General features: G+C 47.1%; 16 protein-coding genes. 11 read left to right on the top strand and 5 right to left on the bottom strand.

Features of this window, described 5'->3' with window-relative positions; genetic code table 11:
• The first annotated feature begins 54 nt into the window (after nt 1-54).
• The 8 genes from rplU to B5D50_RS02885 all read left to right on the top strand — a co-directional run bounded on the left by rplU (nt 55) and on the right by B5D50_RS02885 (nt 5,848).
• Nucleotides 55-366 (top strand): 50S ribosomal protein L21, encoded by a 312-nt coding sequence (rplU, locus tag B5D50_RS02920; protein WP_078921074.1) that lies wholly within the window; start codon nt 55-57, stop codon nt 364-366.
• Nucleotides 367-379: 13 nt separating this feature from the next.
• Nucleotides 380-652, top strand: coding sequence for a 50S ribosomal protein L27 (gene rpmA, locus B5D50_RS02915; RefSeq protein ID WP_078921073.1), 273 nt, complete (start codon nt 380-382; stop codon nt 650-652).
• Between the two features lie 85 nt (nt 653-737).
• Nucleotides 738-1,754 carry an Obg family GTPase CgtA gene (cgtA, locus tag B5D50_RS02910; RefSeq protein WP_078921072.1) on the top strand — a complete coding sequence of 339 codons (1,017 nt, stop codon included), beginning with the start codon at nt 738-740 and terminating at the stop codon, nt 1,752-1,754.
• Nucleotides 1,744-2,871, top strand: a complete 1,128-nt coding sequence (gene proB / locus B5D50_RS02905) for a glutamate 5-kinase (protein ID WP_078921071.1) — start codon at nt 1,744-1,746, stop codon at nt 2,869-2,871. The genes cgtA and proB overlap by 11 nt, the downstream gene beginning before the upstream one ends.
• 56 nt (nt 2,872-2,927) lie before the next feature.
• The gene (apaG, locus tag B5D50_RS02900; protein WP_078921070.1) at nt 2,928-3,311 is read left to right on the top strand and encodes a Co2+/Mg2+ efflux protein ApaG; all 384 of its coding nucleotides are present in this window, start codon (nt 2,928-2,930) and stop codon (nt 3,309-3,311) included.
• A 487-nt stretch (nt 3,312-3,798) separates the two neighbouring features.
• Nucleotides 3,799-4,584, top strand: a complete 786-nt coding sequence (locus B5D50_RS02895; protein ID WP_078921069.1) for a lytic transglycosylase domain-containing protein — start codon at nt 3,799-3,801, stop codon at nt 4,582-4,584.
• Between the two features lie 134 nt (nt 4,585-4,718).
• Nucleotides 4,719-5,645, top strand: a complete 927-nt coding sequence (locus tag B5D50_RS02890; protein ID WP_078921068.1) for a branched-chain amino acid transaminase — start codon at nt 4,719-4,721, stop codon at nt 5,643-5,645.
• Complete coding sequence (locus B5D50_RS02885; protein WP_078921067.1) at nt 5,642-5,848, top strand: zinc-finger domain-containing protein; 207 nt, start codon at nt 5,642-5,644, stop codon at nt 5,846-5,848. Before B5D50_RS02890 ends, B5D50_RS02885 begins: the two co-directional genes overlap by 4 nt.
• A 51-nt stretch (nt 5,849-5,899) precedes the next feature.
• On the opposite strand, the gene nhaD is transcribed toward B5D50_RS02885, so the two are convergent.
• Entirely contained in the window at nt 5,900-7,333 is a 1,434-nt protein-coding gene (gene nhaD, locus B5D50_RS02880; RefSeq protein ID WP_143594227.1) for a sodium:proton antiporter NhaD, read from the bottom strand.
• A gap of 197 nt (nt 7,334-7,530) precedes the next feature.
• Between nhaD and B5D50_RS02875 the strand changes: the two genes are divergently transcribed.
• The 3 genes from B5D50_RS02875 to B5D50_RS02865 are packed head-to-tail and all read left to right on the top strand — an operon-like array spanning nt 7,531 to nt 9,699.
• Complete coding sequence (locus B5D50_RS02875; protein ID WP_078921066.1) at nt 7,531-8,151, top strand: Tll0287-like domain-containing protein; 621 nt, start codon at nt 7,531-7,533, stop codon at nt 8,149-8,151.
• 34 nt (nt 8,152-8,185) lie between these two features.
• A complete protein-coding gene (locus B5D50_RS02870; RefSeq protein ID WP_078921065.1) occupies nt 8,186-8,908 on the top strand; it encodes an arginyltransferase in 723 nt (240 codons plus the stop codon).
• A 41-nt stretch (nt 8,909-8,949) separates the two neighbouring features.
• Nucleotides 8,950-9,699, top strand: a complete 750-nt coding sequence (locus B5D50_RS02865) for a HesA/MoeB/ThiF family protein (RefSeq protein ID WP_078921064.1) — start codon at nt 8,950-8,952, stop codon at nt 9,697-9,699.
• 59 nt (nt 9,700-9,758) lie between these two features.
• On the opposite strand, the gene B5D50_RS02860 is transcribed toward B5D50_RS02865, so the two are convergent.
• Genes B5D50_RS02860 through B5D50_RS02845 form a run of 4 tightly spaced genes read right to left on the bottom strand, consistent with a single transcriptional unit; the run spans nt 9,759 to nt 13,412 of the window.
• Nucleotides 9,759-9,998 carry a hypothetical protein gene (locus tag B5D50_RS02860; RefSeq protein ID WP_234975783.1) on the bottom strand — a complete coding sequence of 80 codons (240 nt, stop codon included), beginning with the start codon at nt 9,996-9,998 and terminating at the stop codon, nt 9,759-9,761.
• Nucleotides 9,999-10,044: 46 nt separating this feature from the next.
• On the bottom strand, nt 10,045-10,299 hold the full coding sequence (locus B5D50_RS02855) for a MoaD/ThiS family protein (RefSeq protein ID WP_078921062.1): 255 nt from the start codon (nt 10,297-10,299) through the stop codon (nt 10,045-10,047).
• Nucleotides 10,300-10,301: 2 nt separating this feature from the next.
• Entirely contained in the window at nt 10,302-11,537 is a 1,236-nt protein-coding gene (locus tag B5D50_RS02850; RefSeq protein WP_078921061.1) for an NAD(P)/FAD-dependent oxidoreductase, read from the bottom strand.
• A gap of 18 nt (nt 11,538-11,555) precedes the next feature.
• Nucleotides 11,556-13,412, bottom strand: coding sequence for an aldehyde ferredoxin oxidoreductase family protein (locus B5D50_RS02845; protein ID WP_078921060.1), 1,857 nt, complete (start codon nt 13,410-13,412; stop codon nt 11,556-11,558).
• Nucleotides 13,413-13,414: the final 2 nt, after the last annotated feature.

The following is a 13,414-nucleotide window of genomic DNA, read 5'->3' as shown; positions in this document are numbered from 1 at the left end:
AACAGTAGAATTTCGCGGCTCTTTAACAGGACATTTTTTGGAGAATCGTAAATCATGTACGCGATCATCGTAACCGGCGGTAAACAATACCGCGTCGCGAAAGGCGACACACTGCTAGTTGAAAAGCTAGAAGTGGAAGAAGGCGCAAACATTGATTTCGAGAATGTCCTGATGGTCGGGGAAGGTGAATCAGTGCAAATTGGTACACCTTACCTTGCAGGAAGTAAGGTGACTGCAACGGTAAAGGCCCAGACTCGCGGCGAGAAAGTGCGGATTATGAAGTTCCGCCGCCGTAAGCACCATCAGAAATGTACTGGTCACCGCCAGTATCTGACAGAAATCGAAATCACTGGTATTTCAGCGTAAGGGGTAATTATCAATGGCACATAAAAAAGCAGGCGGTAGTACCCGCAACGGACGCGACTCAGAATCCAAACGTTTGGGTGTGAAGCGTTTTGGTGGTCAATTCGTATTGGCTGGCAATATTCTCGTGCGTCAGCGCGGGACTCATTTCCACCCCGGCGATAATGTTGGCTGCGGTAAAGACCATACTTTATTTGCGAAAACAGATGGTGTGGTAACTTTCCAAGTCAAAGGTGAGAAAGGCCGTAAGTTTGTCAGTATTCAGCCCTTATCTGCTGAAAACGCCTAAGGCAATCTTCGGAGACGAATCCTAGAAGCCCCGCCTGTCGGGGCTTTTTCGTATATGCTTCACAGACGCAAGTCGAGGCAAGGTTATGCAGTTTGTTGATGAAGTTGTCATCCAAGCCAAAGCGGGTGACGGCGGGAATGGCGTAGTGAGTTTTCGCCGGGAAAAAAATATTGAATTCGGTGGCCCTGATGGCGGTGATGGTGGTGATGGTGGTGATGTTTATTTAGTCGCGGATCGTAATCTCAATACCCTAATCGACTTCCGCCATTTACGCCATTATGAAGCTGAGCGCGGTAAAAATGGTGGGGCGCGTAATATGACCGGCAATCGTGGCGAAGATAAACTCGTGCCAGTGCCAGTCGGGACGATGGCCTTTGATGAAGAAACCGGTGAGCTGATCGGTGATTTAACTGAGCCTGATCAGCGTTTAATGGTGGCTAAGGGCGGCTTTCATGGCCTCGGTAATTTGCGTTATAAAAGTTCAGTGAATCGTGCACCTCGCCAATGTAAACCGGGGTCTGAAGGTGAGTTTCGTACTCTGCGTCTTGAATTAAAGTTATTGGCGGATGTTGGCTTATTGGGTTTACCCAATGCAGGTAAATCAACCTTGATTAGTGCTGTCTCCTCAGCGCGCCCGAAAGTCGCGGATTATCCATTCACGACTTTGTATCCTAATTTAGGCGTAGTGCGTGTGGGTGATTTACAAAGTTTCGTGATGGCGGATATTCCGGGCTTAATTGAAGGGGCTGCAGAAGGCGCGGGTTTAGGCATTCAGTTTTTGAAGCATTTGTCACGTACTAGTTTGCTCTTACATGTGGTCGATATTGCACCTTTAGATGAAACGATTGATCCGGTTCAATCAGTGCGTACTATTGAGCATGAATTGGAAAAATACAGTGATGAATTGGCGGATCGTCCGCGTTGGTTAGTGTTGAATAAAATTGACCTCGTGCCGGAGGAGGAGCAACAGCAGCGCTGCCAAGCCCTTGTGGATGCTTTGGACTGGCAAGGTGAAGTATTTTTTATTTCTGCGGCGACCGCTAAGGGTACGCAGGATTTGTGTTATCAGATTATGCAGTACTTAGAAGAAAATGCAGGATAGGGCCGAATTTATACGTACCACGCGCCGCTGGATTGTCAAAATCGGCAGTGCTTTATTAACTCGGGATGGTGCAGGTTTAGACCGTGCTGCGCTGGCCGATTGGGCTGGGCAAATGGCACGCTTACGCAAGCAAGGCATTGAGATTGTGCTGGTCTCTTCAGGCGCGGTCGCAGAAGGTATGAGCCGCATGGGCTGGAAGCAAAAACCGAAAGCCCTATTCGAAAAGCAAGCGGCGGCCGCTATTGGGCAAATGAGCCTGATTCATGCCTATGAGGTGAATTTTCAAGAGCACGGGTATTTAGCTGCACAAGTCTTACTGACACATGATGATTTAGCGAATCGGCGTCGTTATCTCAATGCTCGGAATACCTTACGGACTTTGGTTGAGCTAGGCACGATTCCTGTGATTAATGAGAATGATACGGTCGCCGCTGAGGAAATTCGCTTAGGGGATAATGATACCTTAGGTGCCTTAGTTGCCAATTTAGTTGAGGCTGAATTGCTGGTCATTTTGACGGATCAACAAGGTCTTTATGACAAAGATCCCCGCAAATTTACGGATGCACAGTTGATTAGTTCAGGTCGGGCTAATGATGAGCGTTTCTTGGAGTTTGCAGGGGGTGCTGGCACGGCAATTGGTAGTGGTGGTATGCGGACTAAGGTGTTAGCCGCCCGTCGGGCAGCGACCTCAGGATGCGCAACTGTGATTGCTTCTGGGCGTGAAGCTAATGTCTTAGAGCGCCTTTATGCAGGTGAAGACCTTGGCTCGCTGCTGTTACCTGATCAAGCGCCCTTAGTTGCACGTAAGCAATGGATTGCAAGCCAATTGCAATCACGCGGCCAATTATGGCTGGACGCAGGTGCAGCTCAAGCGATTCAGCGGACAGGTGGTAGCCTGTTGCCGGTGGGGGTGGTGAAAGTGGAAGGAGAGTTTGGACGCGGTGAGGTCGTGAGTTGTATGAGTCCAGAAGGTAAATTATTAGCTAAGGGCTTAGTCAATTATAATAGTGACGAGGCTGAACGGATTAAGCGCAAACCTTCACGTGAAATTGAAGGCATCCTTGGGTATATTGATGCACCAGAGTTGATCCATCGAGATAATCTGGTTTTATTGTAATTTCGTGATAAGCTCTTTTCGCGATAATCCCCTTAAATTAACACGGTAGTGAGTGCATGAGCGGTCAAGAGGCTTACGATATTCAAGTTTCAGTTGAGGCTAAATACCTCGAAGCGGAATCGGATCCAGAGCATGATCGTTATGTATTTGCTTATACGATTACGATTGTTAATCAAGGCACAGTAGCCGCCCGCTTATTAACGCGCCATTGGATTATTACCGATGCCAATGCCATGACTCAAGAAGTGAAGGGAGATGGAGTCATGGGTGAACAACCTTATCTTTCCCCCGGAGAAGGCTTTCGTTATACCAGTGGTGCTGTGCTAGATACGCCTGTTGGTTCGATGCAAGGTAGCTATCATTTACGTGCGGATGATGGGCATGAGTTTGATGCGCCGATTAAGGCATTTAGTTTGTCGAATCCTCGCTTACTACACTAGCTAGGCTAGATAGAATAGAGAATAGACCAAGCAAAAAAGCACAAAATAAAAAAGCCCGTATAAAACTATACAGGCTTTCCTGTTGTAGTTTCACTTTCCTTGTGAAGACCACGAACTTATTCCATCGGCCTTTTAAGGCTAGCTTGCCGAATCCACACCAAATTCTAGCGAGTTGCTCAGGCCTAAGGCTGCTTAAACTAAGATAGGCGGTAGCAAAGTGCTTACCAATTTCAAATTTATCTGCCATCTGTCTGTTAGGCAGTGACAAAATAGAAAAAACTTATAAGAATAGCCACTACAAACAATGATACTACATGGCTCAAACCCCTGCGCCCTTGTTACTTGTTAATCACAATAACTAAGTTTGGACAACCAGAAGTATAATAAAATGAGTGCAATCCAATTTAAGTGCGACGTCGTGTGGAAGTGTGTTCTACCGCTGGTCATAGCCACAGGCTTCAGTCAGGCAGTTTCTGCCGATATTTATATGTATACTGACAAAGATGGCACCCGTTGGTTAACCAATGGATCAGTCACTGGCAAAAATGCCAAACTCATTGCTCGGACGCCAAAATCTAAACCTAAAAAGTATGCCACTGCTGCTAATTCATCGAATTCATTAGCGGGTATTGAGCCTTTGCGCGTGAGTGGACGAGCAGGGAGTTGCACACGTCTCAGCCATGCTCAAGTCGAACAGCGTACTGCCCCTCATATTAATACTATTCGTAAATATGCAGAATATTATGGGGTAGAAGAAAATCTGATTCGTGCGGTGATACGTCAAGAATCCTGCTTTAATGAGGGTGCACGTTCGCATGTGGGGGCAACCGGTTTAATGCAGTTGATGCCGGGGACCGCCGATTTAATGGGGGTTGCGAATATTCATGATCCGCGCCAAAACATTAAAGGAGGCGCTAAGTATTTAGCACAAATGCTGAAGCGGTTTAATGGGAATAAACAACTGGCTTTAGCCGCTTATAATGCAGGTCCTGGTGCAGTCGATAAGCATCGGGGGGTGCCACCTTATCGAGAAACTCGTGATTATGTGGTGAAAGTACTCTCCGAGTATAAGCGCCTAGAGCATCATCAACAGCAAGGGCAGTTTATTCAAACTAATTATTATGCTGAGCAACCGTCTCTAAAGCGTAGCACGCCACAGCCACAGCGCCCGCGTAATAGTTATTCACGCAGTGGTTATCAATTGACGAGTTTTTCACGTAACCAAGGTGAGGATTTTTCGGTATTTACAGGGCGTAACCCTAATCAGTACTAGGCCGCCATTGGTTGGCTTCTGGCCTTATCTAGGACAGATAAGGCCTCTTTTTTTGCACAGCTCTGGCATGATTTTTAGCTGACATGTTATTCTCTTCTGCTCATTTTATTATTTAACGACAGGAGTAGCTTGCAATGTCAATGGCAGATCGTGATGGCGTAATTTGGCTTGACGGTGAAATGGTACCGTGGCGCGAAGCTAAAACCCACGTCCTGACCCATACGTTGCATTATGGCATGGGTGTTTTTGAAGGAGTGCGTGCCTATAAAGCCGAGCAAGGCACTTCCATTTTTCGCTTAAAAGAGCATACCGATCGTTTATTTAATTCCGCAAAAATCATGCGGATGGCGATTCCTTATAGCAAAGACCAATTGAATCAAGCCCAACGGCAAGTGGTGCGTGAAAATAAGTTAGAAACCGCTTATTTACGCCCGATGTGCTTTTATGGTTCAGAAGGGATGGGCTTACGTGCAGATAATTTAAAGACGCATGTGATGATCGCGGCTTGGACTTGGGGTGCTTATTTGGGCAATGAAGCGATGGAAAAGGGCATTCGGATTAAAACCTCATCCTATACTCGCCACCATGTCAATATTGCGATGTGCAAAGCCAAAGCTAATGGTAACTACATTAATTCGATGCTCGCCCTGCGGGAAGCTTTAGACGATGGTTATGATGAGGCTTTACTCTTAGATGTTGAGGGATTTGTAGCTGAGGGCAGTGGTGAAAATTTCTTTGTGATCAAAGATGGCGTGATTTATACACCGGATCTGACGGCAGCTTTAGATGGGATTACTCGTCGCACACTCTTAGCGATGGCGAAGGATTTAGGGATTGAAGTTCGTGAGAAGCGGATTACTCGTGACGAGGTGTATATTGCCGATGAGGCTTTCTTCACCGGTACAGCGGCTGAGGTGACACCGATTCGTGAATTAGATCGCCGCCCGATTGGGGAGGGTATGCGTGGTCCGATTACTACCCAGTTACAAAGCTTGTTCTTTGATATTGTGCACGGTCGTAATCCTGCGTATTTAGACTGGCTGACTCCGGTGGCGGAATGAAAGCGCCTGAACTGAAGGACTATAAAAGTCTCAATGAGACGCGAGAAGTGGTCATCACGTCTAGCGACTTACCTTTGCACTGCCCAGTCAATGATCAGGCCTTATGGTGTGCCCATCCACGAGTCTTTTTACCGATTGATAGCTCACCGGATAAAACTTATCGTTGTCCTTATTGTGGGACTTTGTATCGTCTCTTAAGTTGATTGGCAACCAGCAACTCAAGCAGGACTCTTGAGTTGCTGTTACCGAATCCGCTAAAACAGACTCCGATTGATCAGCATGTGTGCACCGATACTACCGAAATAGCCTAGTGCAATCACGGGTGTCCATTTCAAATGACTCATGAAGGTGTAATGTCCGCGTGCTTGCCCCATTAAAGCCACCCCAGCGGCTGAGCCGATAGATAAAAGACTACCTCCTACGCCTGCTGTTAAAGTCACTAATAGCCATTGACCTACTGGCATATCAGGATTCATGGTCAATACCGCAAACATCACCGGAATATTGTCAACGACCGAAGAAAGCAGGCCAATTGCAATATTCGCATAGGTCGCCCCCAACTGGCCGTAGAGTAGATTAGAAGCCAGCTCTAAATAACCAATAAAGCCTAAGCCACCCACGCACATAACCACGCCATAGAAGAATAATAAGGTGTCCCACTCAGAGCGGGCGATTTTGTCGAAAATGTCAAAACCAGCTTTGGTGTGGGTATGAGCCTGACTCATGACCGATTCAAACGGGTCAACATAGCCACGGTTGCGAGCTTGATGATAGGTCTTTTTCAAGTAATAGCCATACAGTTGTAATAAGGCTAAGCCAGTAAACATACCAAGCACGGGCGGTAAATGCAGCGAGTTATGGAAGGTCACTGCCAAAGCAATCGTGAAAATAAATAAGGCTAAAATAGCAAAAGCCCCACGTTTCACAGGTACAGGGCGGGAGTCGATAGTTTGAGGTGCGCTTTGTGGCACAGTAAAGCTCATAATCAAGGCTGGAATAAACCAGTTCAAAACGGAGGGGATAAACAGCGCAAAGAATTCCCAAAATTCAACCACACCTTTTTGCCAAACCATGAGTGTCGTTATATCCCCAAAGGGACTAAAAGCGCCCCCCGCATTAGCCGCGATCACGATATTAATACAGGAAACAGCAATAAATGCATGGTTATCCCGCCCAACCGCGAGGATGACGGCACACATAAGCAGAGCGGTCGTCATATTGTCAGCAATGGGTGAGATAAAAAAGGCCATGACTCCAGTGAGCCAAAAGATTTGTCTTAAATTAAAACCCTTATGGAGTAGCCACGAGCGTAAGGCATCAAAAATACGCCGTTCTTCCAGAGCATTCACATAAGTCATCGCAACCAGTAAGAATAAAAATAACTCGGCGTAATCGAGTAAGTTGTGTCGAGCCGCTTGTGCGGGTAGGTCACTGCCCCCGCCATAAGCCAAGGCAATACCGATCCAAATGAGACCCGCCGCTAAAATAACGGGTTTGGATTTGCGCAAATGGGTGTATTCCTCTAAGACCACTAAAACATAAGCACAGATGAAAATTAATAAGGCAAAATAACCGACCGTATGTTGGGTTAAATCCAGACGACTCTCAGAGCCAGTGCTGGCTGCCCAAGTAAGCTCGGGGATGCCTAAAAAAAAGACGAGTAACCCGCTCAGCAAAAGACGTACCATAAGCCGCTCCTAGCGATGTAGTGTTAGAATAAGGGATTCATTTTCTTTTGGATAAAAGACAGAAGGGCGCTCTTGAATCTCGCATGCCCTAAGATGCATGTCTAGTATTTTTTACAACTATCCATTTAGGTGGATTATTTTGCCCAGACAAGCTAGCAATGATATATAGATCGACATTAATTGAAGAGGGATATGCAATGCAAAGGTTAGTTATTCTAGGTCTGGCTAGCTTATTGGTCGCTTGCGGGGGAAAGGAAGAGCCAAAAGTAAGTGCTGCTAATGAATTGAAGCCAGCCGTTGTCGCTCCACCTGATAAGGCTGCCTTAGCTGAAGAGGCCAAAACAGCGATTAAAATGTATGGAGGGAGCTTGAAAACTGAATTGCAAACCGCAATGCAGACGGGGGGACCGCTGAATGCTTTAGCGGTCTGTCAAACCAAGGCGCCTGAAATAGCTAAAACCGTGTCTGAAAGCCAACAGCTACAGATTTCTCGGGTTAGTTTACGCAATCGCAATCCAGTCATGGGAGTGCCTAGTGAATGGCAAGCCCAAGTATTAAATGATTTTGAAGCACGAAAAGTAAAAGGCGAAGCGCTTGAATCCTTGGTATATTCAGAACTAGTTGAGAACAATGGTAAACAGGAGTTTCGGTTTATGAAAGCGATACCGACCGAAGCTATGTGTCTGACTTGTCATGGTAGTGATATTAGCCCCGCAATCATGACCCGTTTAACTGAACTTTATCCTCAAGATAAGGCCATCGGTTTTAAAGAAGGGGATTTGCGTGGGGCTTTTGTAGTGGTAAAAAATTTACCTTAAACCCCAAAGAGTAGGCTTACTAAGTTTGAAAAGCATGTTATCCAATGCCTTGGAACTCTATATCACGGCAGCTCATGAGTGTCCTTATCTTGAAGAGCGTAAGGCGACGAATCTGCTGGTAGATCCTGCTTTTGCGATGGATAACCGCACGTATAGTCATTTGCTCAATAAAGGTTTTCGGCGCAGTGGCAGCGATGTCTACCGACCTTGTTGCTATCGTTGCCAAGCCTGTGTGTCGACACGCATTCTTGTGGATCGTTTCCAACCCTCGCGTAGCCAAAAGCGTACTTGGAATTTAAATCAAGATTTAACTGTGCGGGTGAATGAGGGCGGCTATCGCGAAGAGTATACGGAGCTGTATCTAAACTATGTGCGCTCAAGGCATGCTGGTGGTGGCATGGATGAGGATACCCCGCATACCTTTGCGAATTTCATTCTCACGCACTGGTGTCATACGGTATTGCTTGAGTTTTGGCAGGGTGAGCGTTTATTAGCGGTGGCAGCGACTGATTGGCTTAAGCAGGGATTATCTTCGGTGTATACCTTTTTTGATCCGAAGCAGGGCAGTGAGCGTGGTTTGGGTACTTTCGCGCTCATGTGGCAAATTCATTGGGCAAAAGAGTTAAACCTGCCGTATGTCTATCCGGGGTATTGGATTCAAGAATCACCCAAAATGAATTACAAGGTGCGCTTTCAACCGATTGAAGGCTTTGTGAACAATCAATGGGTGCTGCTGGATAAACCTACACTAGCTTAAAAACACTCGCTTAAAACCTGACTAGTTGAAGAGGGAGCAAAATGGATTTAACCGATGAGCAATTGCTGCGTTATAGTCGCCAAATTCTGTTACCCCAATTTGATTTAGCAGGGCAAGAGCGCTTATTGCAAGCGACCGTGGTGATTATTGGCTTAGGCGGCTTAGGTTCACCGGCTGCTTTGTATTTAGCGGCAAGTGGGGTCGGGCGCTTAATCTTGATTGATCCTGATACGGTGGATTTAAGTAATTTGCAACGACAAATTGTACATAGCCAAGCGAGTATTGATCACTCTAAAGTTAGCTCTGCCCAGCAACGTCTGCAACAAATTAACCCTAAGATTCAGATTGAAACCTATCAGCAAGCCTTCACCGAGGAAACCTTATACGCTCAAATTCAAAGCGCCGATCTGGTTTTGGATTGCACGGATAATCTCGCCACTCGCTTAGCCATTAATGCCGCTTGTGTTCGCGCCAATAAACCACTGGTATCGGCGGCGGCCATTCGGTTTGAGGGGCAACTGGGGGTGTTTCATGCCTCGGCGACCACTCCATGTTATCAATGCTTCTATGGCAAATTAACCGAGTTGCCACAAACCTGTAGTACCAATGGTGTCTTGGGGCCGGTGTTAGGGGTTTTAGGTAGTATGCAGGCCATTGAAGCTATCAAATTATTGACTCAACTGGGTGAGGTTTTAATCGGGCGTGTTTTATTATTTGATGCTCTTAGTATGGAGTGGACGGCGATTCGTGTGCCAAAGCGGGCTGACTGCCCAGTGTGTGCATTATCGTAGCGAGATGATCGCAGTGAGATGATGTACAAAGTGGATAAGAGCCTAGTGGATGAGAATGACTAACCGCCGCCTTTGCGGTAATAAAGATCAAAAGTTTGCAGAAATTGCTGAATTTCAAGCTCGCTAAGATGAGTAAAAGTGATGGTCATCGGTAGATAAGGTAGCGCCAATAAAGCAATGCGTCGCACTTGTTCAGCAGCTAATTGAATCGTGACTAGACCCGCTGCGACTTGAATAGTGATCAGATCACCCTCAATTTGATAAGCGTGCTTGCGTAAAGCCGAGGGCAGAATTTTCATGAACTCTGCCCGCGTAAAACCCATTTCTCGATATAAACTATGCAGTCTAACCTCCAGCCACAGGCGGCCAAATCGCCACCGCATCCTTAGGTTTTAAAGCAAAAGGTTGGTCACGATCCCTATCGCAAACAAATAACCCATTGACTAACACCAGATGTGCCATCGGACGCGGGATCTGAAAACGGTCGATCAACTCGTTTAAGCTAATCGACTCGGGTACTTCGATTTCTGCTTTATTTTGCTTAGAATTTGCTGGCAGCAGATCCCCTAAATGGGCATAGAGCTTTAAAGTGATCTGCATGATCAAGCGACACGTTGTTGCAAATAAGCCTCCATGAAGCGGCTTGGGTTATCCATCAAATGAGCCTTCCATTTCCCTAAACGAGTGCGATTTTGAATCAGTCCCCGCAAAGCACCAATATGCTGGGTCATCCCTAAGGTATTAGCCCCTACTAGGCGATCCCCTTTGAATTGCAGGTTAATATAACGATAGTGCTCTGGATCATACAAAGTTGCTGCTTCACCGTTCTCAACGCCTTGCCATAACCCAAAGGACGCGGAGATTAAGCCCATTGTATCCAACACATTCATATTGATCGAGCCTTGGTGTAGATAATCACCACCAGACATATTGGTGGCAGCAATAAAGCCATGCTCAACCGCAGTGGGTTGAATAGCTTGAACGCTGTAGTCGCCAGTCGAAAAATCACGACCCTCGGCAACATCACCGGCCGCGAAAATATCAGGGTGGCTGGTTTGCAGCCGTCGATTGACTAAAATCCCATGCTCAGTTTGTAACCAACCTTTGGCTAGCTCAATATTGGGTTTAACCCCCGTGGCACAAATCAGTAAATCGACTTTCATCATTGGCTGACTGTCTAATTCAACGGCTAGTTGCTCCCCATCCTGACTCACTGAGTTTACTCGGGTCGAAGTGAACACGCGCACACCTTGCTGCTCACACCAACGCTTGAGTAGCCCCCCGGATTGCTCATCCATCATCCGTGGTACCATACGGTTTTCCATTTCTACCACGGTCAAATTCACCCCACGTTTAGCGAGCGCTTCGAGAATGATGCAGCCGATAAAGCCAGCCCCCATTAAGATCACATCATCGCCTTGATTGGCTTGGGCGATGATGCGGCGGGCATCGGCTAAGGTCCAGCAGTTAGTCACTCCAGGTAAATCCATACCTGGAATAGGCGGGCGGACTGCCCGCGAGCCAGTCGCAAGCAGTAGTTTATCAAAGCCTAGCTGCTCGCCATTAGCGAGCGTAAGCTGATGAGCATCTGCTTGAATTTGAGTCACATGCTGTTCAATTCGCTGAATATGCTCACGTTCAAAATGTGCAGGCGCTTTACGCAGATGTGTACCCTCTTCGGCAATATCCCCAATCAAATGATAAGGGATTGCCATGCGCGAATAAGGTGGCTCTGGCTCATCACCAATCAAAGTAATCGCAGCTAGAGGCTGACGTTGCCGCAAAGTTTCAGCTGCCACGACACCGGCAGGGCCGGTGCCAATGATCACATAGTTCATAAGGCGATTAATCCTTAGTTAGCTCGGTAAGCCATAACGTTGCCGAGTTTCGGACGTTAATTGGCCATCAGTCGTCCAACCACGCAGTTCATAGTATTTCGGTAGCATGGCATCAAGATCACACACCTTGCCTTCTGCAGGGCCGACATTCGCTGCATCCTTTAATAAACGCTTAGGTAAGGTATCATCAGCACCGGTTAAACCCGCCCGCATATTAAAATCACGCTCTAATTGCCAAATCCGTGCGCCAACTTCCGCACATTTCTCAACCGACCAATCCCCTTCACAAGCGGCATCAATTTGTGGAGCGATATTATCCAGTGACCAAGCAAAGGTAGTGAAGATACATAAGCCAGAAGAGTCAACCGCAGCAGTAGCATCTTGGAAAGCAATCACCAGCTCGGGTTTACCATCAGTTACCAAGGGATCTGTTTTAATCGGAATCCCTAACACTTCAGAAGACACGGTATAGCTACGTAAGTGGCAAGCACCCCGATTCGAAGTTGCATAGGTTAAGCCCATACCTTGAATACCGCGTGGGTCATAAGCAGGGAATTCTTGACCTTTAACAGTCATAGACAATTCCGGGCGACCATACTTTTCACACAAACGCTTTGAGCCTAAACCAATTTCTTTACCAAAGCCTTCGCCGCGTGCAGTCAGCTCAGTGATTTGTACTAAAGCCTCAGCTGAACCAAACTTTAGTTCAATACCACCCGTATCAGCGGTGGTCAGTACGCCATCTTCAAATAATTCCATCGCAGCGGCGACTGTCGCACCGAAAGAAATCGGGTCAAGGCCATCTTCATTACACAGGAAGTTGACATAGGTGAGTGCATCTAAATCATCAACCCCGGTATCCGGCCCTAAGGCCCAAGCCGCTTCATACTCTAGGCCCCCGGAATTTCCCCAATATTGTGGCTTATCTTTAACACTGAAATGGGTTCTATCGACGGTTGAGATTCGTCCACAAGCAATCGTGCAACCAAAGCAACCCCCATTGCGGGTTAGGTTTTTCTTGCCATCAGAAGCACGTGGTTCATGCATGGCTTCACCTGAAACGCTATGCGCGCCCTCAAAGCGGACTTCACGCATATTGCGGGTAGGTAAAGCTCCCAGCTCATTGATGACATTCATCAGTACTTGCGTACCATAAGTAGGCAGACCCGCACCCGTAACGGCATTGGCAGCCAACACCTGCTTATGCTCAAAGGTCGCATTCATAAAGCGCATCGGATCTTTAAGATTCCCGACTCCGCGAGTACCCCGCAAAGCAACAGCTTTCACGTTTTTGGAGGCTAAGACCGTACCTACACCCGAACGTCCGGCTGCACGATGCAGATCATTAACAACCGCTGCAAACAAATTGCCGCTTTCAGCCGCACGACCGATACAAGCAATCCGAATTTGTGGATCTTGATGCTTTTTGTGAATTTCTTCATCAGTCGCCCACACTGATTTACCCCACAGATCATCTGCTGGAATCAAACGGGCTTCGCTATCTTCGACATATAAATACACAGGTGTGGGGGATTTGCCTTCAAGGATAATCATATCCCAGCCCGCGTTTTTCATCTCTGCACCGAAGAAGCCGCCGGAGTTAGAGCAAGCAATGGCTCCAGTCAACGGGCTTTTGGTGATGCAGGAATAGCGCCCACCGGTTGAGGCCATCGTGCCAGTCAGCGGACCGGTAGCCATAATAAATTTATTTTCAGGGCTGAGGGCATCCACTTGTGAATCAACTTCCTCAACTAAATAGCGAGTTGCTAAGCCACGCTGCCCTAAGTATTGCTGTGCCCACTCCATATTAAGTGGTTCTGCTTGAATGACGCCATCAGTTAGGTTGACGCGCAGAATTTTTTTAGTCCATGCCATCG

It is taken from the genome of Thiothrix eikelboomii (assembly GCF_900167255.1).
Taxonomy (GTDB): domain Bacteria; phylum Pseudomonadota; class Gammaproteobacteria; order Thiotrichales; family Thiotrichaceae; genus Thiolinea; species Thiolinea eikelboomii.
This window is presented reverse-complemented; position numbering and strand designations above follow the sequence as displayed.

Coding starts and splice junctions, on each gene's coding strand:
- rplU (WP_078921074.1), top strand. CDS start 55: ATGTACGCGATCATCGTAACCGGCGGTAAACAATACCGCGTCGCGAAA.
- rpmA (WP_078921073.1), top strand. CDS start 380: ATGGCACATAAAAAAGCAGGCGGTAGTACCCGCAACGGACGCGACTCA.
- cgtA (WP_078921072.1), top strand. CDS start 738: ATGCAGTTTGTTGATGAAGTTGTCATCCAAGCCAAAGCGGGTGACGGC.
- proB (WP_078921071.1), top strand. CDS start 1,744: ATGCAGGATAGGGCCGAATTTATACGTACCACGCGCCGCTGGATTGTC.
- apaG (WP_078921070.1), top strand. CDS start 2,928: ATGAGCGGTCAAGAGGCTTACGATATTCAAGTTTCAGTTGAGGCTAAA.
- B5D50_RS02895 (WP_078921069.1), top strand. CDS start 3,799: ATGTATACTGACAAAGATGGCACCCGTTGGTTAACCAATGGATCAGTC.
- B5D50_RS02890 (WP_078921068.1), top strand. CDS start 4,719: ATGTCAATGGCAGATCGTGATGGCGTAATTTGGCTTGACGGTGAAATG.
- B5D50_RS02885 (WP_078921067.1), top strand. CDS start 5,642: ATGAAAGCGCCTGAACTGAAGGACTATAAAAGTCTCAATGAGACGCGA.
- nhaD (WP_143594227.1), bottom strand. CDS start 7,333: ATGGTACGTCTTTTGCTGAGCGGGTTACTCGTCTTTTTTTTAGGCATC.
- B5D50_RS02875 (WP_078921066.1), top strand. CDS start 7,531: ATGCAAAGGTTAGTTATTCTAGGTCTGGCTAGCTTATTGGTCGCTTGC.
- B5D50_RS02870 (WP_078921065.1), top strand. CDS start 8,186: ATGTTATCCAATGCCTTGGAACTCTATATCACGGCAGCTCATGAGTGT.
- B5D50_RS02865 (WP_078921064.1), top strand. CDS start 8,950: ATGGATTTAACCGATGAGCAATTGCTGCGTTATAGTCGCCAAATTCTG.
- B5D50_RS02860 (WP_234975783.1), bottom strand. CDS start 9,998: ATGAAAATTCTGCCCTCGGCTTTACGCAAGCACGCTTATCAAATTGAG.
- B5D50_RS02855 (WP_078921062.1), bottom strand. CDS start 10,299: ATGCAGATCACTTTAAAGCTCTATGCCCATTTAGGGGATCTGCTGCCA.
- B5D50_RS02850 (WP_078921061.1), bottom strand. CDS start 11,537: ATGAACTATGTGATCATTGGCACCGGCCCTGCCGGTGTCGTGGCAGCT.
- B5D50_RS02845 (WP_078921060.1), bottom strand. CDS start 13,412: ATGGCATGGACTAAAAAAATTCTGCGCGTCAACCTAACTGATGGCGTC.